This is a genomic window from Sphingobium sp. TomTYG46, assembly GCF_055396345.1.
This window is the reverse complement of the sequence record NZ_AP027325.1, coordinates 193,483-219,588: the sequence shown is the minus strand read 5'-3', so window position 1 is coordinate 219,588 and position 26,106 is coordinate 193,483. Positions and strand designations below refer to the sequence as shown.

17 protein-coding genes and 1 pseudogene are annotated in these 26,106 nt (G+C 62.2%); 12 read left to right on the top strand and 6 right to left on the bottom strand.

Features of this window, described 5'->3' with window-relative positions:
* The first annotated feature begins 86 nt into the window (after window positions 1–86).
* The 9 genes from gltB to ACZ5YV_RS14295 all read left to right on the top strand — a co-directional run bounded on the left by gltB (window position 87) and on the right by ACZ5YV_RS14295 (window position 17,012).
* Window positions 87–4,733, top strand: a complete 4,647-nt coding sequence (gene gltB / locus ACZ5YV_RS14335; protein WP_464789745.1) for a glutamate synthase large subunit — start codon at window positions 87–89, stop codon at window positions 4,731–4,733.
* A gap of 62 nt (window positions 4,734–4,795) precedes the next feature.
* Window positions 4,796–6,232 carry a glutamate synthase subunit beta gene (locus ACZ5YV_RS14330; RefSeq protein WP_464789744.1) on the top strand — a complete coding sequence of 479 codons (1,437 nt, stop codon included), beginning with the start codon at window positions 4,796–4,798 and terminating at the stop codon, window positions 6,230–6,232.
* Between the two features lie 239 nt (window positions 6,233–6,471).
* Window positions 6,472–6,888, top strand: a complete 417-nt coding sequence (locus ACZ5YV_RS14325) for a BLUF domain-containing protein (RefSeq protein WP_464789743.1) — start codon at window positions 6,472–6,474, stop codon at window positions 6,886–6,888.
* 214 nt (window positions 6,889–7,102) lie between these two features.
* Window positions 7,103–10,477, top strand: coding sequence for a glycosyltransferase (locus ACZ5YV_RS14320; RefSeq protein WP_464789742.1), 3,375 nt, complete (start codon window positions 7,103–7,105; stop codon window positions 10,475–10,477).
* Window positions 10,459–11,199, top strand: coding sequence for an AcvB/VirJ family lysyl-phosphatidylglycerol hydrolase (locus ACZ5YV_RS14315; protein ID WP_464789741.1), 741 nt, complete (start codon window positions 10,459–10,461; stop codon window positions 11,197–11,199). Before ACZ5YV_RS14320 ends, ACZ5YV_RS14315 begins: the two co-directional genes overlap by 19 nt.
* A 4-nt stretch (window positions 11,200–11,203) precedes the next feature.
* Window positions 11,204–13,804 (top strand): bifunctional lysylphosphatidylglycerol flippase/synthetase MprF, encoded by a 2,601-nt coding sequence (mprF, locus tag ACZ5YV_RS14310; RefSeq protein ID WP_464789740.1) that lies wholly within the window; start codon window positions 11,204–11,206, stop codon window positions 13,802–13,804.
* A 7-nt stretch (window positions 13,805–13,811) separates the two neighbouring features.
* Window positions 13,812–14,495, top strand: a complete 684-nt coding sequence (locus tag ACZ5YV_RS14305) for a winged helix-turn-helix domain-containing protein (RefSeq protein WP_464789739.1) — start codon at window positions 13,812–13,814, stop codon at window positions 14,493–14,495.
* Entirely contained in the window at window positions 14,495–15,898 is a 1,404-nt protein-coding gene (locus tag ACZ5YV_RS14300) for a sensor histidine kinase (protein ID WP_464789738.1), read from the top strand. The genes ACZ5YV_RS14305 and ACZ5YV_RS14300 overlap by 1 nt, the downstream gene beginning before the upstream one ends.
* Window positions 15,899–16,124: 226 nt before the next feature.
* Complete coding sequence (locus ACZ5YV_RS14295) at window positions 16,125–17,012, top strand: MlaA family lipoprotein (protein WP_464789737.1); 888 nt, start codon at window positions 16,125–16,127, stop codon at window positions 17,010–17,012.
* 93 nt (window positions 17,013–17,105) lie between these two features.
* Here ACZ5YV_RS14295 and ACZ5YV_RS14290 read toward each other — a convergent pair whose 3' ends face one another.
* The 5 genes and pseudogenes from ACZ5YV_RS14290 to ACZ5YV_RS14270 all read right to left on the bottom strand — a co-directional run.
* Complete coding sequence (locus ACZ5YV_RS14290; RefSeq protein WP_464789736.1) at window positions 17,106–18,047, bottom strand: TauD/TfdA dioxygenase family protein; 942 nt, start codon at window positions 18,045–18,047, stop codon at window positions 17,106–17,108.
* A gap of 33 nt (window positions 18,048–18,080) precedes the next feature.
* Entirely contained in the window at window positions 18,081–19,490 is a 1,410-nt protein-coding gene (locus ACZ5YV_RS14285; protein WP_464789735.1) for an MFS transporter, read from the bottom strand.
* 7 nt (window positions 19,491–19,497) lie between these two features.
* Entirely contained in the window at window positions 19,498–21,903 is a 2,406-nt protein-coding gene (locus tag ACZ5YV_RS14280) for a TonB-dependent receptor (protein ID WP_464789734.1), read from the bottom strand.
* Window positions 21,893–22,078: a hypothetical protein gene (locus ACZ5YV_RS14275; protein WP_464789733.1), complete on the bottom strand. Its 186-nt coding sequence runs from the start codon at window positions 22,076–22,078 to the stop codon at window positions 21,893–21,895. Before ACZ5YV_RS14275 ends, ACZ5YV_RS14280 begins: the two co-directional genes overlap by 11 nt.
* A 467-nt stretch (window positions 22,079–22,545) precedes the next feature.
* Window positions 22,546–22,756 (bottom strand): annotated as a pseudogene (locus ACZ5YV_RS14270) (succinate-semialdehyde dehydrogenase (NADP(+))); the annotation flags it as partial.
* 80 nt (window positions 22,757–22,836) lie between these two features.
* Here ACZ5YV_RS14270 and ACZ5YV_RS14265 point away from each other — a divergent pair.
* The 3 genes from ACZ5YV_RS14265 (at window position 22,837) to ACZ5YV_RS14255 (ending at window position 25,152) form a co-directional block, all read left to right on the top strand.
* A complete protein-coding gene (locus ACZ5YV_RS14265; RefSeq protein ID WP_464789732.1) occupies window positions 22,837–23,949 on the top strand; it encodes an S-(hydroxymethyl)glutathione dehydrogenase/class III alcohol dehydrogenase in 1,113 nt (370 codons plus the stop codon).
* 95 nt (window positions 23,950–24,044) lie between these two features.
* Window positions 24,045–24,896: an S-formylglutathione hydrolase gene (gene fghA / locus ACZ5YV_RS14260; RefSeq protein WP_464789731.1), complete on the top strand. Its 852-nt coding sequence runs from the start codon at window positions 24,045–24,047 to the stop codon at window positions 24,894–24,896.
* Between the two features lie 16 nt (window positions 24,897–24,912).
* Window positions 24,913–25,152, top strand: a complete 240-nt coding sequence (locus ACZ5YV_RS14255; RefSeq protein ID WP_464789730.1) for a hypothetical protein — start codon at window positions 24,913–24,915, stop codon at window positions 25,150–25,152.
* On the opposite strand, the gene ACZ5YV_RS14250 is transcribed toward ACZ5YV_RS14255, so the two are convergent.
* A protein-coding gene (locus ACZ5YV_RS14250; RefSeq protein WP_464786945.1) for an IS630 family transposase occupies window positions 25,149–26,092 on the bottom strand; the annotation gives its coding sequence in 2 pieces (ribosomal slippage) (window positions 25,149–25,754 and window positions 25,757–26,092; 942 coding nt in all). The genes ACZ5YV_RS14255 and ACZ5YV_RS14250 overlap by 4 nt on opposite strands.
* Window positions 26,093–26,106 lie beyond the last annotated feature (14 nt).

Genomic DNA, 26,106 nt, shown 5'->3' with positions numbered 1-26,106 from the left:
CGTCAGGGAATCGCGCCAAAGCTATTCCCTGCCGTCCGCCGCGCGTGTAATGGCGCGCTCGCAAGATCGCACGGAATGGAATGTGAATGGCTTACCCAAGCAAGCAAGGTTTATATGATCCCGGTAATGAGCATGACGCATGCGGCGTCGGCTTCATCGCCAACATAAAGGGATTAAAAACCCACGATATTGTTCTTCGTGGCTTGGACATTCTGCGCAATATCGACCATCGTGGCGCAGTCGGCGCGGACCCCTTGGTGGGTGACGGCGCGGGCATTTTGATTCAAATTCCTGATTCGCTGTATCGCGATTGGGCCACCGGAGCGGGCATCGATCTGCCGCAGCCCGGCGATTATGGCGTTGCCATGTGCTTCCTGCCGCGTGACGGGGATGCCGAAGCCGCCGCCGTGCAGCAGCTTGAGCGGTTTATCCTGAAGGAAGGCCAGGTCCTGCTGGGTTGGCGCGACGTGCCGGTAACCCTCGACGGGCTGGGCCAGACTGTGCTGGACGAGATGCCGACCATCCGTCAGTGCTTCGTCGGCCGAGGCGCCGGAACGAAGGATCAGGACGCGTTCGAACGCAAGCTGCTCGCCATCCGCAAGCAGACGCAAAATCCGCTTAAGGAGCTGTCGCAGAAGCAGGGGCTGGAGGCGCTGGCCGACTTCTACGTGCCGTCCTTTTCTACCCGCACGGTCGTCTACAAGGGGCTGTTGCTGTGCGATCAGGTCGGCAGCTTCTATGACGATCTGCGCAACCCGCTGACCCAGTCGGCGTTGGCACTCGTCCATCAGCGCTTTTCGACCAACACCTTCCCCTCATGGAAGCTCGCGCACCCCTATCGCTTCATTGCCCATAATGGCGAGATCAACACGGTTCGCGGCAATGTGAACTGGATGAACGCGCGCCGCCGCACGCTCGAATCCCCGCTCTTGAGCGCGGACCTCGACAAGATGTGGCCGCTGATTCCGCACGGTCAGTCGGACACCGCCTGCCTCGACAATGCGCTGGAACTGCTGGTCGCGGGCGGATACCCGCTGGCGCAGGCAGTGATGATGCTGATTCCGGAAGCATGGGCGGGCAATCCGCTGATGGACCCGAAGCGCAAGGCTTTCTACGAATATTTCGCTGCTCTGATGGAGCCGTGGGACGGCCCTGCCGCCATCGCTTTCACCGACGGCCGCCAGATTGGCGCGACGCTGGACCGCAACGGTCTGCGTCCGGCGCGCTTTATCGTGACAGATGACGATCATATCGTCCTGGCATCGGAAAGTGGCGTCCTGCCCTTCAAGGAAGAAAATATCGTCCGCAAGTGGCGGCTTCAGCCGGGCAAGATGCTGCTCATCGACCTGGAGCAGGGCCGCATCATCGAGGACGAGGAGATCAAGGCCCAACTCGCGGACGAACATCCCTATGAGGAGTGGCTGAAGGAAACGCAGTATAAGCTGGAAGAACTGCCCGCCACCCTTGGCGAGGACCTGCTGCCATCGCGCGGCAACGACGCGGCGGCGTTCCTCGATCGCCAGCAGGCGTTCGGCTACACCCAGGAAGACGTGCTGAAGTTCCTGGAACCGATGGCGCGCAATGCGGAAGACCCGATCGGGTCCATGGGCATCGACACGCCCATCGCCGTGCTCAGCCAAAAATCGCGGCTGCTCTACGATTATTTCAAGCAGAATTTCGCCCAGGTCACCAACCCGCCCATCGACCCGATCCGCGAGGAACTGGTGATGAGCCTGGTGTCGATGATCGGGCCGCGTCCGAACCTGCTGGGCCACCATGCAGGCACGCACAAGCGGCTGGAAACCCTCCAACCCGTGCTGACCGACGCGGATCTCGCCAAGATTCGCGGCATCCATGATGCGCTGGACGGCGCGTTCCGCACGCAGACGATCGACATCAGCTGGCCGACGACGGAAGGAGCCGCCGGCCTGGAGCGCGCGCTCGATCGCATCTGCAACGAAGCGACCGAAGCGGTGCTCGCGGATCAGAACATTCTCATCCTGTCCGACCGCGACGTTTCAGCCGAGCGCATCGGCATCCCGGCCGCGTTGGCAACCGCAGCAGTCCACCATCACCTCATCCGTCAGGGCCTGCGCATGCAGACCGGCCTGGTTGTAGAGACGGGCGAAGCGCGCGAAGTGCATCATTTCTGCGTCCTCGCCGGCTATGGCGCGGAGGCGGTGAACCCCTATCTCGCGTTCGAGACGCTTGAGCAGATCCGCGTGAAGCAGAACCTGCCGCTGTCCGCCTACGAAGTTCAGAAGAACTACATCAAGGCGGTCGGCAAGGGCATATTGAAGGTCATGTCCAAGATGGGCATTTCGACCTATCAAAGCTATTGCGGCGCACAGATATTCGACGCGGTCGGCCTCAATTCTGCCTTCCTGGAACGCTATTTCACCGGCACCGCGACCACCATCGAGGGCATCGGCCTTGCCGAGATCGCGGAGGAAACGGTCAATCGTCATCGCGAGGCGTTCGGCGACAATCCGATCTACCGGAACATGCTGGATGTGGGTGGCGCCTATGCCTATCGCGTCCGTGGCGAGGAACATGCCTGGACTCCGCAGAGCGTCGCTTCGCTCCAGCATGCGGTGCGCGGCAACAATCCGAAGGAATATGAAGCCTTCGCCGCGTCTATCAATGAACAGAATGAGCGGCTGCTGACCATTCGCGGTCTGATGAAGTTCAAGTTCGCGGATCAGGCTATTCCGCTTGATGAAGTCGAACCGGCGAGTGCCATCGTGAAGCGGTTTGCGACCGGCGCGATGAGCTATGGGTCGATCAGCTGGGAAGCCCACACCACGCTGGCGGTCGCCATGAACCGGATCGGCGGCAAGTCGAACACGGGCGAGGGTGGTGAGGACCCCAAGCGGTTCAAGCCGCTGCCCAATGGCGATTCCATGCGCTCCGCGATCAAGCAGGTGGCTTCCGGCCGCTTCGGCGTGACCACCGAATATCTGGTCAATGCCGACGATGTGCAGATCAAGATGGCGCAGGGTGCAAAGCCCGGCGAAGGTGGTCAGCTGCCCGGTGACAAGGTCGACAAGACCATCGGCAAAACACGTCACTCGACGCCGGGCGTGGGCCTAATCTCCCCGCCGCCGCACCATGACATCTATTCGATCGAGGATCTGGCGCAGCTGATCCACGACCTGAAGAACGTCAATCCGGGCGCCCGCATCTCGGTCAAGCTGGTGTCGGAAGTCGGCGTCGGCACGGTCGCGGCGGGCGTCAGCAAGGCGCGGGCAGACCATGTCACCATCTCGGGCTATGAGGGCGGCACAGGCGCGTCGCCGCTGACGTCGCTGACCCATGCGGGTAGCCCATGGGAAATCGGCCTCGCCGAAACCCAGCAGACGCTGCTGCTCAACGGTCTGCGCACCCGCATAGCCGTGCAGGTCGATGGCGGTCTTCGAACCGGCCGTGACGTTGCCATCGGCGCGTTGCTCGGCGCGGATGAATTCGGTTTTGCCACCGCTCCGCTGATCGCGGCAGGCTGCATCATGATGCGCAAGTGCCATCTTAACACCTGCCCGGTCGGCGTCGCGACCCAGGACCCCGAACTGCGCAAGCGTTTCACGGGCCAGCCGGAACATGTGATCAACTATTTCTTCTTCGTGGCGGAAGAACTGCGCACGATCATGGCGCAGCTGGGCTTCCGCACGATTGAGGAGATGGTCGGCCGCGTCGACCGGCTCGACATGCGCGATGCCATCGATCACTGGAAAGCGAAGGGCGTCGACCTCAGCCGCTTGCTCCATCAGGTCGCGCCGGATCAGAATCTCGTCCTGCGCAACACCGAAGGCCAGGACCATGGTCTGGATGCCGCGCTTGATCAGGAATTGATCAAGGCGTCGATGGACGCGCTGGAAAGGCGCGACCCGGTTCGCATCGAACAGCCGATCCGTAACGTCAACCGCACCGTCGGCGCGATGCTATCGGGCGAGGTTGCCCGTCGCTTTGGCCATGCCGGTCTGCCCGACAACAGCATCCTGGTGAAGCTTCAGGGCGTTGCGGGTCAAAGCTTCGGCGCCTTCCTGGCGCATGGCGTGACGCTGGACCTGACCGGCGATGCGAACGACTATGTCGGCAAGGGCCTGTCCGGTGGTCGCATTATCGTCCGCCCGCCAGCGGATACGAAGCGCGTCCCCACCGACAATATCATTGTCGGCAACACCGTCCTCTATGGCGCCATTTCCGGTGAAGCCTTCTTTAGCGGCGTGGGTGGTGAACGTTTCGCGGTTCGCAACTCGGGCGCGATCGCCGTCGTCGAGGGCGTAGGTGATCATGGCTGCGAATATATGACCGGCGGTGTGGTCGTCGTGCTGGGGCAAACCGGCCGCAACTTCGCGGCGGGCATGTCGGGCGGCATCGCTTATGTCTACGATCCCGACGGCAGCTTCCGATCGAAGGTCAATCCTGCGATGGTCGATGTTGATCCGGTCCCGGCAATGGCTTCGGATGACGATGGCCTTGGCCGTCCGTTGCAACGCGGCGTGGACGTGCATGATTGGGGTATGGGCGACATGCTTCGCCATGACGCCGACCGCCTGCGTATCCTGCTCGAACGGCATAAGCTGTACACCGGTTCGGAACGCGCCGAGGCGCTGCTGGCCGACTGGCAAGGCACGCTTGCGAACTTCGTCCGGGTCATGCCGAAGGATTATCGCAAGGCTCTGCAGAGCATAGAAGATGAACGTGTTGCCGTAGCCCCCGTGGCCGCCGAATAGGCTTCATGGGGGAGGGCATACTCCCTCGCATGCGACAAGATTGAGAAGTTTGGAGAAAGAGTTTGGGCAAGCCCACCGGTTTCCTCGAGGTTGAGCGCAAAGATCGCAGCTACACCGCGCCCGAAGAGCGTCTGAAGCATTGGAACGAGTTCATCGTCCCGCTGTCGAAGGAAGAGATCCGCGACCAGGCCGCGCGCTGCATGGCCTGCGGCATTCCCTTCTGTCACAATGGCTGTCCGGTGAACAATATCATTCCGGACTGGAACCACCTCGTCTATGAAGACGATTGGAAGACGGCGCTGGAAACGCTGCATAGCACCAATAACTTCCCGGAATTCACCGGCCGCGTCTGCCCTGCGCCATGCGAGGCGAGCTGCACGCTGAACATCGTGGACTCTCCCGTCACCATCAAGTCGATCGAATGCGAAATCGTCGATCGCGGTTGGCGTGAAGGCTGGATCGAACCGCATCTGCCCGCGCGCAAGACCGGCAAGCGCGTAGCCGTTGTCGGCTCTGGCCCGGCTGGCCTTGCCTGCGCGCAGCAGCTTGCCCGAGCTGGTCACACCGTGACCGTGTTCGAAAAGAATGATCGGGTCGGTGGATTGCTTCGCTACGGCATTCCCGATTTCAAGATGGAAAAGCACCTGATCAACCGCCGCGCCCAGCAGATGGAAGCGGAAGGTGTCGAATTCCGCACTTCGACGGAAATCGGCGTCGCCATCTCGATGGATGCGCTGCGCAGCAATTATGACGCCGTGGTTCTGTCCGGGGGCGCCGAACGTCCCCGCACGCTGGACATTCCGGGCAGCGAGCTGGCTGGCGTGCGGCTGGCGATGGAATTCCTGACGCAGCAGAACAAGCGCAATGCGGGTGACGATGAACTGCGTGCCGCGCCGCGCGGCACCTTGTCCGCGCAGGGCAAGCATGTCGTAGTCATCGGTGGCGGTGACACGGGGTCGGACTGCGTCGGCACCTCCAACCGGCAGGGCGCCGCTTCGGTCACCCAACTGGAGATCATGCCAAAGCCGCCCGAGAGGGAGGAAAAGTCGCTTAGCTGGCCCAATTGGCCGCTCAAGTTGCGCACGTCTTCCTCTCATCAGGAAGGCTGCGATCGCGACTGGGCAGTTACCACCCGGCGGGCGATTGGCAAGAACGGCCAGATCGAGGCACTCGAATGCGTGCGCGTCGAATGGGTTGATGGCAAGATGCAGGAAATCGCGGGCAGCGAATTCCAACTGAAGGCCGACCTGGTCCTGCTGGCGATGGGCTTCGTTGGCCCTCGCAAGGCAGGCATGGTCGAGCAGTCGGGCGCCGATTTGGACGCGCGCGGCAATGTGAAGGCCAACATGATCGACTATGCCACCAGCCAGTCGTCCGTGTTTGCCTGCGGCGACATGCGCCGTGGCCAGTCGCTGGTCGTATGGGCCATTCGGGAGGGCCGACAGTGTGCGCGCGCAGTCGATCTGCACCTGATGGGCGTCAGCGATCTTCCTCGTTAAGCGCTGAAGGCAATTGCGACGGTGAAAGGCTCCGAAGGACGGGGCCAATCATCCGCATTACCCCGGCAAGGCCTCGACCCGATCGCCATACGTCGCTGCTCGCCTGCTCTTGAGTGAGGGGGCAGCGGCGTTTGAATGGCGGCAGGGGCCGGGGCTTTGTGTTTAACCCCTGTGAGTTGGCGACGAACGGATAGCCTGCTCTATAATGAGGACCAGCGGCCTTCCGGAGTTTCGCGTCGATGGTCTTCAGGTGGTTCTACATCAGCGCCAGCAGGCTCGCGGAAGGTGAGGCCGACGAGTTGGTTGCGGATATCATTAAAGATTCCGTCCCGCGTAATCACCGCCTTCACGTCACGGGCGCGCTCCTTTTTACCGGCCGCAGTTTCGCGCAATATCTTGAAGGGCCAGCAGACGGCGTGGACGCGTTGCAGCGTCTTATCGTCGATGACTTGAGGCACGAAAATATCCGCACCATCGCCGAAGGCGTCCATCCCCACCGACGGTTCGTCACCTGGTCGCTGGCCTATTTCGTACCTGCTCAAACGAATTATCCGGAAGTTGAGCAGCTATTGAGGGAAGCTGCCGATGATCCTGTAAACTGCGCAGAAGCACTCGCCCGGTTCATGTCCGAAACGGCCATGATGGGCCGGGGATAATATGCTGCGGATTCCTCATCGACGCTGCATCGATCAGCGCCATTTCCTGTCACACGGGATGCTCAGGCACCTCCCATGACAAAGTTGTAATCTGCCGACCATGCGTCGGTTAGGCCAAGCCCGCTATCTCGTGCGGCGGCTCACATGGTGGCCACGTAAGTGAGAGGCGGCGCTCACCCCTGTTGCGTCGCCTCTCCAGTCGGATGGGCGGACGATGCACAGGCCAGTTTTCTACGATGCCACCGGCCGCAGGCGCCGCTTGACGCTGCCGGCTCTTTTCTGCCTGATCATCGTCATTCTCGCCGCCGGAATGGCCTTTGCCTATACCATCATCAATGTGCCCATTCCGCCCGCCGTTCCTTTGCAGATGGAGCGCCGCCGTCCGGAAGGCATCGGCCAGCGCCTGAACCATTTCCAGGCTTCGGTTCGCCATCGCCTGTCGGAATGGCTGCCGCACCGCGGCCCGGGCGCCGCTGGTAAGGCTGTCAGCGTAGCCTTCTATGTACCATGGGACGACGCAAGCCGGGCGTCTTTGCGCCAGCATATCGGCCAGATCGACTGGGTGGCCCCGACCTTGCTGTCTGTTACCGGCCCGCGCCATGAGCTGCGGGTCACGAATGATCCGGTCTTCACTTCCCTCATTCGTACCTCGGCTCATCGCCCGCGTGTCATGCCGGTCGTGCAGAATGCCGATGATGGCGATTGGGATGGTGCCGGAACGTCGGCGCTGCTGCATGACCACGCGGCGCGGAAGGCTCTGCTCCTGCGCCTGGTTCAGTCGCTGAAGGCGCTCAAAGCATCAGGGGTCATATTCGATCTGGAAGCGCTGCCGCCGAGCGCGCACGCCGATTATCTGTCGTTCCTCAAGGAAGCAGGACAACTGCTGCACAGTCAAAATCAGCAAGTGATGCTGACCGTGCCCGTGGATGATGCGCGTTGGAACCTGCGTGCCTATGCGCGTGTGGCCGACCGCCTTTTCCTGATGGACTATGACCAGCATTTCATCGGCGATCAGCCGGGTCCGATTGCCGCGCAGCCCTGGTTCGTTGCTCGTTTGCGGGCCGCGCTACACCAAGTTCCGGCGTCCAAGGCGATCGTGGCGATCGGCAACTATGCATATGACTGGAAGGAAGGCGGCGGCCCGGCTTCGATCCTGTCGATCGAGGATTCATGGCGGACGGCGCATGACTCCGGCGCTCCGATCCGCTTTGATAGCAGGAGCGGCAACGCGACCTTCGACTATGCCGATGAGGGCGTTGTCCATCATGTCTGGATGCTGGACGCGGCAAGCGCCTGGAATCAGGTTCGCGCCGCGCGGATCACGGGCGCGGGCGGGATCGCACTGTGGCGCCTGGGGTCGGAGGACCCCGGCTTCTGGTCCGCGCTCGCTGGAAAGAGGGGCAAGGTGGAGGGGCTCGGACGGCTGACCAGCTTCAATTCCGTCGATATCGAGGGCAATGGCGAAATCCTGCGGATCGATGATGTGCCCACCATCGGTCATCGAACGGTGCGCATGGGTTCAGGGCCGCTAAGCGGGCTGATCATCGACGAACATTATGCCAGTCTGCCCACTCCTTATGTCATTCGGCGGACGGGCTACCGCCCGCATATGGTGGCGTTGACCTTCGATGATGGGCCGGACGCGGTGTGGACGCCGCCGATCCTTGACATATTGAAGCGCGCGCACGTGCCCGCCACCTTCTTCGTCATAGGCGAAAATGCGATCATGCATCCTTCGCTGCTGCGCGAGATCATCGCGCAGGGCAGCGAGATCGGCAGCCATAGCTACACCCACCCCAATCTGGCCCAGGTCTCACCAGGCGGCGTCTCGCTGGAACTGAACAGCACACAGCGGCTGGTGGAAGCCTATACGGGCCGGGCCATGCGCCTATTCCGCGCGCCTTATTTCGGAGACGCTGAACCCACCAGCGCGGATGAGATCGGTCCCGCGCTGGAGGCGCAGCGCGCCGGCTATCTGAATGTCGGCCTGCATGTCGATCCGGGCGATTGGACGCGGCCGGGCGTCGATGCAATCGTCGATCGCACGGTTCAGCAGGTTGAGGCCGGGGACGCTGACCGCTCTGCACAGGTTGTCCTGCTGCACGACAGCGGCGGGGATCGGGCGCAGACGGTCGCGGCGTTGCCCCGCATCATCAAGCGGCTGGAAACGAAGGGCTATCGCTTCGTCACTATATCCACCCTCGCAGGGCTGACAACGGACAAGGTGATGCCACGGATCGGCGGGGCAGATTTGGTGGCGGTGCGGATTGACGTCGCGGTCTTTCTTGTGCTGGCCGCGATCGCCGCGGCGCTTAAATGGCTGTTCTTCGCGGTCATCCTGTTCGGGATCGGCCGGGCGCTGATGCTGGCGGCGCTCGCGCTTGGCAGCCGCCTGCGTTCCAACAGGGTCGAACCACCAGCGATGCAGCCCAACACTTTTGTGTCGGTGATTATCCCTGCCTTCAATGAAGCCAAGGTAATTGAGGCGTCGGTGCGCCGCGTGCTGGCAAGCGAGCAGGTGACGCTGGACGTCATTGTCGTGGATGATGGCTCCACCGACGGAACGAGCGGGATCGTCACGCGCGCCTTCGCCGGGGACGAACGCGTCCGGCTGCTCACCCTGGCCAATGGCGGCAAGGCTGCGGCACTCAACCGCGCGCTGGAGTTGGCGCGCGCCCCGATCATCGTAGCACTTGATGCCGACACGCAGTTCGAACCCCTGACCATCGCCCGGCTCGCCCGCTGGTTCGCCGATGAGGATGTAGGCGCGGTGGCGGGCAATGCGATGGTCGGCAATCGCGTGAACCTTGTCACTCGCTGGCAGGCGGTGGAGTATGTGACCGCGCAGAATCTGGAGCGGCGGGCGCTGGCGCGGTTCGGCGCGATCACGGTTGTGCCGGGTGCGGTCGGCGCATGGCGGCGGGCGGCGCTGGACGAGGTGGGTGGCTATCCGCTCGACACGCTGGCGGAGGATCAGGACCTGACGATAGCGGTCCAGCGTGCGGGCTGGCTGGTCGCCTATGACACCGAAGCCGTCGCTTGGACCGAAGCCCCCGAAAGCTTCCGCGCCCTTGCCAAACAGCGATTCCGTTGGGCTTATGGCACGTTGCAGTGCCTGTGGAAGCATCGCGGCATCTGGCGCGATGGCAAGCCAGCGGGATTGAGCTGGGTCGGATTGCCGCAGGCCTGGCTGTTCCAGATCGGCTTTGCATTGGTGTCGCCGATCATCGACCTGGCCCTGATCGTCAGCAGCATCGATACGGCGGTGCGCATCCATCAGCACGGCTGGGCGCAGACGCAAACCGATGTGCTGCGCATGGGTCTCTATTGGCTCGCCTTCTGCGCCATCGACGTGCTGTGCGGCGCTGTCGCCTACAGGCTCGAACCGCGCGAGCGGCGCTACCCTGCCTTGCTGCTGGTGGCACAGCGCTTTGTCTATCGCCAGATCATGTACGGCGTCGTGATCCGTGCCACCGCGACCGCCATATTAGGGCCGTGGGTCGGATGGGGTAAGTTGGAGCGGAGCGGCCGGGTGCAGGCATCGGGCGGCGCGGCAGAGGATATGGCGGCATGGAACAAGGCGGCGTGAAATCGCTGACGCACACATTGCTGCTGTTGTGCGGCGCCATTGTCCTGTCCTTCTGGTATCTGGGATATGTGGGCGGGCATCTGTTCGACGTCATGCCTGCCAAGGCCGGGCAGAAGGCGGATCGGCATGCGGTCGCGCTTTACCTGTCTGGTGACATGGGCTTCCATGCGGGACTTGGCCCGGCGATTGCCGATCGGCTGACGGACCATGGCATCCCCGTGGTCGCCGAGAACAGCCTGCACTTCTTCCGCGTCCGCCGCACGCCTGAGCAAACCGGCGCAATGATAGCAGACGGGTTGCGGCGCGCGATCGCGATTGATCCTCAAGCCCGGCTGCTGCTGCTAGGCCAGTCCTTCGGGGCCGATGTCATCGCGCCATCCCTGCCCTATGTGCCGAATGAACTGCGCCGTCGGATCGCCTTTGTCGGCCTGATCGTTCCGGGCGGGACACGCGAGTGGCGCGCGTCCCCTTCGGAAATATTCTCGATCGGTGAGCCGGAAGAAGATGCCTCTCTCGCGGGTCGCAAATTGAGTTGGGTGCCGCTGCTCTGCATCCATGGCGCGGAGGAACGGTCGAGTCTTTGCCCTTCGCTGCGCCAGCGCAACGCGACGACCGTCCGCCTGCCCGGTGGACATCAGCTGCACCATGATGCGGACAGGGCAAGCGCGATATTGTTGCGGGCGATAGACCGGACGCTGGCCTCGCCCGTCCATCCGGCATAGCGCCATGATCGCGGCGCTCTCCTCTGCCAGACATAGGCGCGCCCTTTCCGTCGCGCTCCTCCTGCTGATGATGGGCTTAGGGTTGGCGATGGTGTTCCACCTCCTGTCCGAGGTGCATGGCCATGACCTGCGCGGCGCGATCCGGGCCATCACGCCGGGCGCGCTCGCTGGCGCATTGGCGCTGACGATCCTCAGCTATCTTTCGCTGACGCTGTATGACCATATGGCGCTGCGCATCATCGGCAAGCGGATCGCCTGGCGCACCGCGGCGCTCGCATCCTTTTGCAGCTACACGCTCAGCCACAATCTAGGGCTTTCGCTGCTGACCGGCGGATCGGCGCGCATGCGCATCTATGGCGCGGCGGGATTGGGACCGGGCGACGTCGCCCGAGTGATCGCGTCGGCCAGCCTGTCCTTCTGGGGCGGGGTGGTGACGATGGCGGCGCTGTTCCTGGCTGTCGATCCGATGCCGATCGCCATCAAGGCGTTCCCCATTGATGCCTCGGCTCTTAAACTGCTTGGTCTTTGCATGCTCGCAGGAGTCGCGGTGGCATTGGCGGCGCTAAGGCGCGCGCCGCATCCCGTCCGGCTATTCGGATGGACCCTCATGCTGCCATCGCGTGGACAGGCGGCGGCACAGATCGGCATTGCCTGTGTCGACCTCACGCTGTCGAGCGCGGCGCTGTTTGTGCTTCTCCCTCATATCGCCATCACGCTCTTTCCGGCCTTCTTCCTGGCCTATACGCTGGGCATCATCATCGCATTGATCAGCCATGTGCCAGGCGGCGTCGGGCTGTTCGAGGCCGTGGTCCTCGCTACCGTCCCGCAGGTCGCGCGGCCTTCGCTGTTCGCCGCGCTGCTCGCCTATCGGCTGGTTTATTATTTGCTGCCCTTGGCGGCAGCGGCATTTCTCATAGTCTTGCATGAACGACATGCATGGCAAAGCCCGGTTCGACGCGTCCTTAGTGGTGCGGAAAGTCTGGGTCGGGAGATTGCCCCTGCGGTTCTGGCCATGCTGGTGGCGGCGGGCGGGATCGTCCTGCTGGTGTCCGGATCGCTGCCCGCCATACCGGCCCGGTTCAGGGCCGTGAGCAGCATCCTTCCCATGCCCTTTGTTGAGGCGTCCCACCTCGCCGCCAGCATGATCGGAGCTATGCTGGTGCTGCTCGCATCGGGCCTCTACCGACGGCAGGATGGCGCATTCTGGCTGACCCGGCTGCTGCTGGTGGCGGGCGCTGGCTTCTCCCTGATGAAGGGGCTGGATTATGAGGAAGCGGCCGTCCTGATCGTCATTACCGGCCTGCTGCAATGGAGCCGTCCCGCCTTTTACCGCAAGACCAGCCTGACCTCCGCTATGCTTGCGCCGGGCTGGATCATCGCCCTGGCGGTGGCGATCGGCATTTCGGTCTGGATCGGCTTTTTCGCCTTCAAGCATGTCGATTATCAGAATGAACTATGGTGGCAGTTCGGTCGGCATCATGACGCATCCCGCTTCCTGCGTGCCGCCCTTGCGACCGGCGTCCTGCTGATTTGGGCGGCCTTGTGGCAGTTGCTCCGTCCGGCATCGCCCTTCGCCGGGCCGGTCATCTCGACCCGCCCCAGTCAGGAGGCGCTGGCGTCTGCCCGAAAAACCGACGCGTTCCTGTCGCTGACCGGTGACAAGCTGTTCCTGACGTCGCCATCGGGCAGGGCGTTCCTGATGTATCAGATTCAGGGTCATAGCTGGATTGTCATGAGCGACCCGGTCGGGGACCCGAGCGAATGGGGCAGCCTGCTTTGGGAATTGCGTGAGCGGGCGGACGCAGCGCAGGGGCGGCTTCTGCTTTATCAGCTCAGCCTTGATGGCCTGCCCCTTGCCATCGATCTTGGCCTGTCGCTCGTCAAATATGGGGAGGAGGCACGCGTCGATCTGTCCCGCTTCACGATCGACGGACCCAAGGGCAAGCCATTCCGCCACGCGTTACGCCGAGCCGAAGGGGAAGGCGTGACCTTCGAGATTGTGCCAGCCGCTGACGTCGCCCTGCTGATCGATGAGCTGGAAGCGGTGTCGCGCCGCTGGCTCAAAGCCAAGGGGGGTGCCGAAAAAGCGTTCAGCGTCGGCCGGTTCGACCCGGCCTACTTGCAGCGTTTCGATTGTGCGGTCGTGCGATGGGAGGGCAGGATCATCGCCTTTGCGAACATATGGGCCACCACCGATCATGGCGAACTGTCCGTGGACCTGATGCGGCATGATGCTGACATGCCCGCGGGCATGATGGACTTCCTCTTTTGCCGCCTCATGCTTTGGGGAAAGGCGCAAGGCTACCGCTGGTTCACGCTCGGCATGGCGCCGCTTTCTGGTCTGGAGGCGCGTCGACTCTCGCCCATCTGGGTGAAAGCGGGAGCGCTGATTTTCAAGCATGGGGGCAGCCTCTACGGCTTCAAGGGCCTCCGCGCCTACAAGGCGAAGTTCACACCGTCCTGGGAGCCGCGCTTCATCGCCGGGCCGCAGGGGTTGTCGATGCTGCGGGCCATGCTGGACCTTCAGCGCCTTATCGAAGGCGGGCCAAGGAGCGCCGTCAGCCGAATGCGGAATGCTGGACGGAGGCCTTTGGATGTCCGATAGGGCGACCATGAGTTACAAAGTGCTGCTCGTCGAGGATGATGCCACGACGGCCGACTATATCGCAAAGGGCCTTGCCGAAGAGGGCTTCACCATCGACCGCGCCGAGGACGGGCGGGAGGGACTGTTCATGGCTACAGAGGCAAGCCATGACGCGATCATCCTCGACCGAATGCTGCCTGGCATGGATGGCATGGCCGTGCTCGCGGCGTTGCGAGCGGCGGGCATCGAGACGCCGGTCATGATCCTGTCCGCGCTCGCGACGGCTGACGAACGGGTCAAGGGATTGACCAGTGGGTCGGACGATTATCTCGCCAAGCCGTTTGCCTTCGCCGAATTGCTGGCGCGGCTGCGGATCATGTTGCGGCGGGGGAAGGCAGGGCAGGCCGAAACGCGGCTGACATGCGGCGATCTGGAAGTGGACCTGCTTTCAAGGAAAGCCATGCGGGGGAGCCGGTCGGTGGACCTGCAACCGCGCGAGTTCCGCCTGCTCGAATATATGATGCGCCACAGAGGCGAGGTCGTGACGCGGACCATGTTGCTTGAGGGCGTATGGGATTATCATTTCGATCCCGGCACCAATGTCATCGATGTCCATATAAGCCGGTTGCGGCGCAAGATCGATGAAGATGGCGAGGCGCCGTTGATCCACACGGTGCGCGGCGCGGGCTATCGCCTGAGCGAGAATGGCTGATGCGCATCATGCGCTGGCGCTATTCGGTCATCTGGCGCTTTGCCCTGCTGATCTTCCTGATGCAGATCGCCTGCGTTCTGGTGTCGCTGTGGGCGGTCCATCGCTTCACCAGCCAGTCGGTCAACCACGCCAGCCGCGAGATCGCGGTCGGCCTGCGCGACGATATATCGGCCACCTACGCCGCCGCCGGACTAGCCGCCGCCGGGGCGACGGTGCGCAGCCGCATTGCCGCCGATCCGGTCGGCGATTCCATCCTGCTGCTCATGGGGCCGGACGGACGCCGCATCGCAGGCAATCTTGATAAATGGCCGGATCATGTCGGCACGGCTGAATCCTGGCGTCTGGTGAACCTGCTGCACGCGCCCCGCCAGCATGGCGATCCGCAGGTCATGGGCATCGTCAGTACCCGCTTTCCCGATGGCACGCGCCTGCTGACCGGCCATGTGGTGGAAAGCGACCTGCGTTTCGGCGGCTATCTGGAAGCCGCGCTGTTGAGCGCTGTTTTGATCGCGGTCCCGCTGGCTGCCGGGGCCGCCTGGCTTTCGGCCTCCATCATGCGGAGGCGCCTGCACGCCGTGGCCGATACGGCAAGCGCGGTGAAAACAGGCGACATGGAACGCCGCATTGCCCTGACCGGCAGCGGAGACATGTTCGATACGCTGGGTCAGGCGATCAACGCCATGCTGGACCGCATTACCGGGCTGGTCGATGAACTGCGTCTGGTGACCGACGGCCTTGCCCATGACCTGCGGTCGCCGCTCACCCGGTTGCGCGCCGTGCTGGACGGCGCGGTCAAGCAAAGTCACGATGAGGCCAGCGTCAGCGCACTTGAACGCGCGGTCGAGGAAAGCGACACGCTGCTGCGAATGCTGGACACCGCCCTGCTCATCAGCCGGGCCGAAGCCGGGATAGGCCGGGACAGTTTCATGCCGGTCGATGTCGCTGCGCTGCTCTATGATTTTCAGGACATGTACGGTGCCTTGGCGGACGAACGGGATGTGACCATTTCCGTGGAGGCTGAACCCGGCTTGTTCCTGTTTTCCAATCGAGAGATGCTGGGACAGGCGCTTTCGAACCTGATCGATAATGCGCTGAAATATGGTGGTGATCGCATTGGGCTTTCAGCGCGGACTGAAGTCGGATCGATACTGATCCAGGTGTCCGACAATGGTCCCGGCGTTCCAGAGGAGCATCGCGAGCGCGCCCTCGGTCGCTTTGCCCGGTTGGACCTGTCCCGCCACATCGCGGGCGCTGGCCTTGGCCTTTCGCTCGCCGCCGCTGTCGCGCGGCTCCACGGCGGCGCGCTCGTGCTGGGTGACGCGGCCCCTGGATTGCTTGTCACGCTGTCGTTCCCCTATTCGCCGACTGACGGTGAGGCTGCGCAATCGGCGTCGGCAGCTTAGCATTTCCCCCACCTTTGGGATTGCGGGGAGTGATAAGAGCGGGACGGTATCCTGGTTCTAAATGGCTCCCGGAGGTGTCCGCTTTTCCACAAAATCAATCTATTGACGGCGCGCCATATCGCATTTAGCCCGCGCGGGGCTGGACAACTCACGGATAAACCGCGACGCGATCTGGACTTCGATGGCCCAGCCGAATGTGGCGATCGGCCGCTGCAAAGGATAGACTATGCTGCTGCCGGGCATCGCCGCGGGAATGTTGATGATGGGCGCACAGGCGGCAACGGTCGACGCGCCGCCACCCGAGGCCTCGCCGACGGTGGATGTGGCAAGCGCTGCGGCAGCCTTGAACATATCTCTGGCTCCCAAATCGGAAAACGGTGCGGAGGAACAGCCCACGGACATCGTGGTGACTGGCGCAGATCGAGCTCCACCTGGCGACCCGCTTGAGCATCTCAATGCAAAAAGCTTTGAAGCGGTTCAGTCGGTTGACAAGGCCGTGGTCGAGCCCATGGCGAAAGCCTATAATAAGGGGCTGCCCAAGCCCGTTCGGAAGGGCTTCCGCAACTTCTTCGCCAATTTGCAGGAGCCGGTGGTGTTCGCCGCTTATATGCTCCAGCTGAAGCCCGGCAAGGCGGTGGAAACGGTGGGGCGCTTCACCATCAACACGACGCTTGGGGTCGCGGGCCTGTTCGACGTCGCCAAGCGCAAGCCCTTCTTCCTGCCCTATCGGCCCAACGGTCTCGCCAATGTGCTTGGCTTTTATGGCGTAGGCCCGGGGCCATATATGTATCTGCCCATCGTCGGGCCGACCACGTTACGCGATATCATCGGCGATACGGTGGACAAAATGGCGGTGCCCTTCCTGATCGGAAAGCCCTTCACAAAGCCTGCCTACGTCATTCCGGCGACGATCCTGAACCAGCTTGGCGAGCGCGCGGCCTTTGACGATACCGTCCAGAAAATCCGCAAGGAGGATGACCCCTATGCGGCGTATCGCGAGCTGTATCTGAAGCAGCGTAAGGCGGAGATCGAGGCGTTGCACGGTCGGGCGAGCAATGACGTGGTGCCGGTTTATGGGCGACAGATGGGAGAAGGTGGGACGGCGTCGCAATAACAGGCGCTCTGCTGATCTTCGATACCGATCAACCTGGATCGCGTCACAAATTGAAGGGCGCCGGGGGCAGCATGCCACCCCCGGCGAGGAAAATCATTCGGCCGCGACGGCTTCAGGCCCCTTTTCGATCCTGACCGACCGGCTGCTGCGGCCGTCGATCGCAACCGGCACATCACCTGCCACCGTGGCGCGGCGCAACGTGCGGCGTTGCAACCCGAAATCGGCGATGGCGCGATGCTGCGTCGATCGGTTGTCCCAGATGGCGACGTCGCCTGCCCGCCAGCGCCAGCGAACCGTGTTTTCCGGCTTCGTGATGTGATCCTGCAGGACGGCGAACAGCCGCTGTGAATCCGCCGGGTTCAGGCCGACAAACTGCTTCACGAAATGGCCGAGCAACAGACTGCGCTCACCGCTTTCGGGATGAACCCGCACTACCGGATGCTCCGTTTCATAGACGGTCGATGCGAAGATCTTGCTATATTCCTCGGAACGCTTGGCGTCCTTGCTGCCAAAAGCGGCGGCATAATCATATTTGTTGGAATGCACGGCCCACAGTCCATCGACCAATGTTTTCAGTGCCTCGGGTAGCTCCTCATAGGCGGTTGCGCCATTGGCCCATAATGTGTCGCCGCCCGCCTGCGGAACGGTGATCGCTCGCAGGATCGACGCCTGGGGATAGGCTTCGACGAAGGTGACGTCGGTATGCCAGCTCGACGCGGCATAGCCTTCCTTCGAGTCCAGTTCGAGCAGGTAGCGCGATCCTTCCGCCACTGGCACAGTGGGATGCGCGACCGGGTCGCCCAGCAGGGCGGCGAAATCCTCATGCCTCTGGTCCGTCAGTTGATCCTGATCACGGAAGAATATGACCTTGTGCCGCACCAGCGCGGTGCGGATCGCAGCCAGTGTCACGGGATCTATGTCGCCCGACAAGGCGATACCCCTGATTTCCGCGCCGATGCGACCGGCGACCGGAACGATGTCCAGCGGACTGTCGGTGTCCTTGGCGTTGATGAAATTGTGAATCTGGTCAGTCATGTCATGTCTCCTTGGGGGTGATGAGAAGGAAGGTTATTCGGCGGGCTGGGCAGCGTGGTCGCGTTCGTCCAGCGCGCGGCGAATTTCAGTGTGAGCGGCCTCATCCAGCGGAAACCCGTGGATCAGCCAGGCGGAAAGAAGATGGGCAATGGCGGGACCGAGCGCGAAAACCGCGAGCAGGCCGTGCAGCGCTTCGGGCGTGTTGGTCGTGGCTCTGGGATCGAAGCCGAGCCAGCCGACGAGCGGCAGGGCGATGCCCACGGCTACCGCCATGCCCGCCTTTGACGACAGGCTGAAAGCCGAGAAGAAGAGCGCTGTCTGATCCTTGCCGGAACGAAGCCGATGCTCGTCGGCGATATCGGCGACCATGGACCGCAGCATCAGATTGCCTGATCCCTGCGCCAGACCCTGTGCCAGCGTCAGGGCCAGCAGGAGGCCGATCTGGCCCGGCACCACCAGTAGCAGCCCGACATTGATCGCGACCTGCACCAGCTCGCCTGCGACTGCCGCGCGATGTTTGCCGATGCGATAGCCGATTTGCGCCCAGATCGGGCCAGCGACGATGCCGAATACGAACTGAAAGAGGAACAGGCCGCTCGCCCACTGAGGCAGGCCCATATAGTGAGTGACGAAAAACACGATCAGGGCGCTGCGGATGCTCTGTCCCACCGTGACTGCGAAGTCCGAAAGCAGGACGCGGCGCAGCAGCGGGTGGCCAAACAGGGCTCCAATCGTTTCCCGAAACGACAGGCGAATCTGCTGGGAGGGCGCTGCGGGCGTTTCGCTCTGGCTGCGCAGCGTCAGTACCAGCGAGACGATCAGGCTGATGAGCACCACGCTGCCCATCGCCGCGAGTTTCAGCGCGCCATCTTGGGGGCTGGTCTGGTCGAGGATCGTGGGCAGGATCAGCACGACCAGCAGGGACACCGAGCCAGCGACCGTCTGGAAGGTCGCGATGCGCGTACGGTCGTGATAGCCGCTATATGTCTCGCCCGACCACGCCAGATAGGGAATCTGGAGCATCGACCAGCCGAGGTAAAAAAGGAACAGGCTCGCGGCCAGATAGAGCGGCGACACCCAGGACGCTGCGGGGAAGAAGAGAAGCGCGCCCGACACGCCGAACAGCGCCGCTCCGGCGACGATCCACGGCCGCCGCCGACCGAAGCGCCCATGGGTCCGGTCGCTCAGCGCGCCGATCAGCGGGTCGGCCACCGCTCCCCACAGCCGCTCGCCCAGGAAGATCGCGCCAATCACCGCCAGCGACAATCCGAACTGCTGCGCGTAGATCGCGGGCAGATGGACGGCGAGCGGCATCTGAGCCGCCGTGATCGGCACGAACAGCGAGGCAAAGCCCGCCAGCCGCCAGCTGCTCACGCGTTTCACATCTTGGGGTGCGGCCCGAACGGGACGATGCCGCGCGGCGTAGGAAAATGCGGTAGCCATCAGAACCTCACAACTTGGTCTTGAGGGTGGCGCCGATGGTGCGCGGGTCGCCGATCGTGCCGGTGACGAACCCGAACGCGCCTGGATTGAGCGCCTGGAAATACTGCTTGTCGGTCAGGTTGCGCGCCCAGACGCTGATGTCCCACAGACCGCTATCGGCGCGGATGCCGATGCGGGCGTTGAGCAGGCCGTAGCCAGGCACCTGCGCATAGCGGCTGTTACTGGACGAGGTGTTGAAGCTGGACCGGTGCGAGAAATCGGCATGGCCGTAAATCTCTGTTCCGCCCCCGCCGATCGGCTGCGCCAGGTCCGCGCCCAGCGTGTAGGTGAATTTGGGAATGCCGCTCAACTGCACGCCGGTCAGATCCTGCGTCGGCACCAGCGCCGCGCTCCGTTCGGGGGCCTGAGGGGCGTTTCTGTAATCGCGATAAGTTGCGTCGATATAAGACCCCGAAGCCGTCAGGCTGATCCATTTGTTTGGAGCATAAGTCAGGTCGCCCTCGATCCCGCGCGAGCGCACCTTGGGAATGTTGGAGATATATTGGACGAAGTTGCCAATGACGTTTGGCTGGGTAATCGCGGTCTGGTAATCGCTGACCTCGGTCCAGAAGGCGGCGGCGTTAAGTGTCAGGGTGCGGTTCAGCCAGGCGCTCTTGAAGCCCAGTTCGTAGCTGTCGACGGTTTCCGGTTTTACCTCCGGCACCGCCCCGTTCGGTATGTTGGTAAGGTTAAGGCCGCCCGACTTGTTGCCGCGCGAATAGCTGCCATAGACAAGGGCATCGGGCGCGACCTTCCAGCTCAGCGTTGCCAGCCCCGACACGCTGTCGTCCTTCGTCGCGGCGGCGTAGCTGGTGCGCGGATTGAACTGGTTGCGGATAGCGATCGCGGCTGCGGCATCGGCCGCCGACAGGGTCGAAAGATCGGCCCCTCCGACCCACCATTGGCGAAAGACGCCTCTCTTGTCCTCATGGGTGTAACGAAGGCCGCCGGTCAGGCTTAGCGCCTCACTGATGTTCCAGCTCGCCTGTCCGAACAACGCGTAGCTTTTGGTTGTCGGCTCCGAATAGCTGCGCGCCTCAAAACCGTTGAGCGCTGCGTTGGATACCACCGGGTTGACGGCGGGAACGAACCAGTCGGGCGCGGCCGATCCATAGGCCGAAGCGCCATATCCCCGGATCGTCTGCCAGAAATAATAGGCCCCCACAGTCCAGTCGATAACGTTGCTGCCGGTTGAACCAAGCCGTAATTCCTGGCTGAATTGGCGCTGCCGGTTGGCCTGCTCCGCCTTGGTCATCACCGGCAGGCTGGTGCTGTCACCGTCATTGGCCGGGTTCCAGTCCCACCAGCGATAGGCTGTGATCGAGGTCAGCGCGATCTTGCCCAGATCCCAATCGATCTGGCCCGATGCGCCATAGCTTTTCATGAACGCCTGATAATGGCTGTCGGAATCGCCTTCGCGGGCAAAGGGGCGGGCGGGTAGCAGCGTGTAACCGGCCCGCGAGGTACGGGCGAAAATATTGTTGGCGATCGTCGCGCCGCTGTCATAGTCGCCGAAATAGGCAACGGGAATGTTCAGCACAAAATGCTGCTTCTGGTGCGCATAGTCGCCGATGAGCCGGACGGAAAGCGTATCGGTCGGCTTGACCAGCAACTGCCCGCGAATGGAAAAATTATCGTAGTCCTGCGCTTTCGACCCATCATGCAAATTGGTCAGGAAGCCGTCGCGATGGGTGTCCGCGATCGAAAGACGGAAAGCGGCGCGATCAGCGATGATCGGCGCTGACACTGAAGCGCGCAGCTGGTGATAGCCATAGTCGCCGATGCTGATCTCACCTTGTGCTTCGGGCGCGAACGTTGGCTCGCGGCTGGTGATGTTGATCGCACCGGCGGTCGTGTTCTTGCCGAACAATGTGCCTTGCGGCCCACGTAGAACTTCGATCTGTTGTAGATCGACCAGATCGAACTGCGACTGGCCGGGGCGACCATAATAGACATTGTCGAGATAGAAGCCGACGCCATTTTCCAGACCGTCATTGGTCAGTGCGACATTAGCCCCTAACCCGCGAATATTGACGTTTGTATTGCGGGGATTGAAGCTGAAAATCTGGAGACTGGGAACCAACTGCTGCACCTGTCCCAGCGTGAAGTTCCCGGTCTTGTCTAGCGTGTCAGCGCTCACCACGCTGAGTGCAATCGGTACGTCCTGCGCATCTTCTTCGCGCCGACGAGCGGTGACGGTAATCTCGGCGGCGCTTTCGGCTGCGTCGAACGAGGTTGACTCCGCAGCTGCAGTGGAGGTCGGCGTCTCACCAGCGAAGGCCGGGCCGCAACCAGCTGCGCCGAAGAGGGCAACGGACAGCAGGAATTGCTGGCGTGCGGCGAATAACCCCTTTGATCGATTCTTATGATTCACTGATTTTCCCTGTCGGATTTTCGAAGTGGATTGATGGCGAAGGCAGAAGCGCCCCGGCGTGTTCACCGAACGGCGTGACGTCGAAGATCGCGGCGGCAGCCTGCTGCAAGGAAACAGGATAGACGCGCGGCTTCTCACCGCCACGAAACGTGGCTTCGCTGTTGTTCGTGGCCATGGCTCATCCTTTCGGCCAGCGCAGGCGATGCGCTCGTCGATCAAGTGCGGATGCGCGTAATGCTCCGCTGAATGGATCGGATGGACCTCTTCAGGTCAGCAGGTTCGACACGTCCCTGCTCGACGCCCGAACATTGTCGCGTCAAGCGGCCGGACGCTATTGGGATGATGGTTCGTCGGATATCTATGCATCGTCTATTCTCCTGGGGGGAGAACACGATCCCGGGCGTGGTCGCCTTAGCATCGCGCGCTTTAGCCGTTGTTGACGCGGAGCAAGCTGCACCCCTTCAAAAGCCGCGGGTCGGTATATTCGCAAATCCTGGAGCGACGACCAACCGCTCCGTGTACAATCTCTACATAACCGATAGAGATTATAGCTCAAGGCAAGTTTTGCTTTTCGCCCGCCAATTTCAAGTGTCGCGTCCGCACCGCGAATGTCGCGAGAATACCGCGCAGCGCCGTCTGCGTTCAGAAGGGGCTGTTTATGCCCGTGCAGATCAACTTCAATTCAACATGGTTATCGATGCCCCAGTGGGAGCCTTCGCGCCCAAGGCCCCATTCCTTGACGCCGCCGAATGGCGCGACCTCCGTCGAGATCAGTCAGCGCGATGGCTTCAGCCTTGCTTTGGAACCGTACCAGACCAGCGAAGGGGCCAAAGGTTTTCTCTTTGCAAAGCAGGGCATTGAGGAAAAACCCTATTATCGCCTTATTGGCCTAGTGCTAAGAGGCGCTATGTCATTTCGGATCGAGGAAATCGAATGAAAACCCGCGCCGCCGTCGCTTTCGAAGCCAAAAAGCCCCTCGAGATAGTGGAGTTGGACCTGGAAGGACCAAAGGCTGGCGAGGTCCTGGTGGAAATCATGGCGACGGGGATCTGCCACACGGATGCCTACACGCTCGATGGTTTCGACAGCGAAGGCATCTTCCCCTCGATCCTGGGCCATGAGGGAGCCGGGATAGTTCGGGAGGTCGGTTCAGGCGTAACGTCCGTAAAGCCCGGCGATCACGTCATTCCCCTATACACCCCGGAATGTCGCCAGTGCAAAAGCTGCCTGTCGGGCAAGACCAACCTGTGCACCGCGATCCGCGCCACCCAGGGCAAGGGGCTCATGCCCGACGGCACGACCCGCTTCTCTTACAAGGGCCAGCCGATCTTCCACTATATGGGCTGTTCGACCTTCTCCAACTTCACCGTGCTGCCGGAAATCGCGGTGGCGAAGATCAGGGAGGACGCGCCGTTCCAGTCGAGCTGCTATATTGGCTGCGGCGTCACCACCGGGGTCGGCGCGGTCGTCAACACCGCAAAGGTGAAGGCGGGCGAGAATGTTGTCGTCTTCGGCCTTGGCGGCATCGGCCTTAATGTGATCCAGGGCGCCAAGATGGTGGGCGCGGGCAAGATCATCGGCATCGACATCAACGCCGACCGGGAGGAATGGGGCCGCAAGTTCGGCATGACCCATTTCATCAACAGCAAGGGACTGTCGCGCGACGAAACCGTGGCGAAGATCCTGGAGGTCACGGATGGCGGGGCCGACTACAGCTTCGATGCTACCGGCAACACCGAAGTCATGCGCACCGCGTTGGAATGCTGCCATCGCGGCTGGGGTGAAAGCATCATCATCGGCGTGGCTGAAGCGGGGAAGGAAATCAGCACCCGCCCGTTCCAGCTCGTCACCGGCCGGGTCTGGAAAGGGACAGCTTTCGGCGGCGCGAAGGGCCGGACCGATGTTCCCAAGATCGTGGACTGGTACATGAACGGGAAGATCCAGATCGACCCGATGATCACGCATCTTCTGACGCTCGAAGAAATCAACAAGGGCTTTGACCTCATGCACGCGGGCGAAAGCATCAGGTCCGTGGTCCTTTTCTGAAAACACAGCTTCAAAGGGAGCGGAATATCCAGATGGCAGTAATCTCCGACGATGGCGGCGCCGCCCCCTTTTCGCTATCCGGCGGGCACTGACCAATGGGCATAGAGCAGGTCAGCGCGAGCCGTTCGTTCGAAGGCGTGCAAGGCGTGTACAAGCACGCGTCGAGCACGACCGGAACGGCGATGACCTTTTCAGTCTTCGTTCCGCCACAGGCGGAAGGGCGAAAGCTCCCCATTGTCTGGTATCTGTCCGGGCTGACCTGCAACCACGCAAATGTGACGGAAAAGGGCGAGTTTCGCCGCGCATGCGCTGATCTTGGCCTGATCTTCGTAGCGCCCGATACATCGCCGCGCGGCGATGATGTGCCGGACGATCCGGCGGGGGCTTATGACTTCGGCCTTGGAGCGGGTTTCTACGTCGATGCGACCGAAGCGCCCTACAACCGCCATTATAAGATGTGGTCCTATATTACAGACGAACTGCCGCGAGTGATCGCGGACAATTTCCCCGCCGACATGACCAGGCAGTCGATCATGGGCCATTCGATGGGCGGCCATGGCGCCTTGACCATCGGATTGCATCACCCGGAACGATATGCGGCAGTTTCTGCCTTTGCACCCATCGTTGCCCCAAGTCAGGTTCCGTGGGGCCAAAAGGCTTTGTCAGGATATCTCGGCAACGACCGCGACGCTTGGCGAAAGCATGATGCAGTAGCCTTGATCGAGGACGGCGCCAGGGTCAGCGCGCTGCTGGTGGATCAAGGCGGAGCAGACACGTTTCTGGATCAGGAACTGCGCCCGCATCTGTTGAAGGACGCCTGTGCCGCAGCGAACATCGATCTCACCCTCAACATGCGCGAGGGCTATGATCACAGCTATTATTTCATTTCCACCTTCATGACGGATCATCTCCATTGGCACGCTTCACGTCTGGCTTTTCATAAATGACCAACGGATGGAGTCAGTGGCTGGCGCTGTGTCCGACGCCGCCGCGATCCGTACCAAGGCAGTCAAGATGGAAAGCGGTCGGCGTCTCAATTGGCTCCCGCTCCGCTCAGAAATCGGGCCTCCGACGGGCGCGGAAGGCGGCCACGCCGACCTGGAAATCGGATCCATCGAAGGCGTCATCGAACAGGCGATCGGCCATGGGATCGTCAGTAAGGATACGTTTGAGGCTAGCGACGCTAGAGTCTTTCTGACTTAGATTGAGGCATATCCGGCTCCACGGATGTAATTGGCGCATTCTGCGGGCGGGAAGTGGTCGAGCAGTTTTCCGATGCGTCGCCATGTTGCCTCGACGGTGCGTTCGTTGGCCTTGCGGAGCAGACGCTTGAGCTTGGAGAACATCTCCTCGATGGGGTTCAGGTCGGGCGAGTAGGGCGGCAGGAAGAACAGCCTGATGCCCGCCGCCTTGAGCAATTTGCGCACGCGGCTGCCTTTGTGGCTGCCGAGATTGTCGACCACGATGATGCTGCCGGGTTCCAGCGCGGGGATCAGGAACTGCTCGACCCACGCGGTGAAGCTCTCGCCGTTTATCGGGCCATCGAGGACGCAAGGGGCCACGATGCCATCATGCCTGAGGCCAGCGATGAAGGTCAGCGTCTTCCAGTGGCCATGCGGCACCTTGTCGATCAGCGGCTCGCCCCGGTGATGCCAGCCATGGGTGCGGGTCATGTTGGTCTTCGCCCAGGTCTCGTCGATGAAGACCATGCGCTTGGGATCTACCCAGCGCTGGACCCAGCGCCAGCGGTTGCGGCGTCGGATGACGTCGGGCCGGTCCTGTTCCTTGGCGAAGAGCGTCTTTTTTTAAACGTCTTGCCCAAGCGGCCCATGAACCGCCACAGCGTGTCGCAGCAGACCACCACACCACGCTCTTCACGCAGCTGGGCCAGCAACTCGTGCAGCGTCAGGTCCTTCTTCTGCTCGATCCGCGCAAGCAACCACTCGCGCTCACGCGCCAGCAACGGGAGCATGTGACCGCCGACCTTGCCCGGCTCAACAGACCCGCGCGTTCGCCATGACTGCGCCCAGCGAACCCCCGTGGCCGGGCTCACCTCCAGCAACCGCGCAGCCCCCCGCGCCGACATGCCTCGATCCAGAGCCCGACAAAACCGAACCCGCAAATCCTGTGATAATGGCCTCATCCATGCTGGCCTCC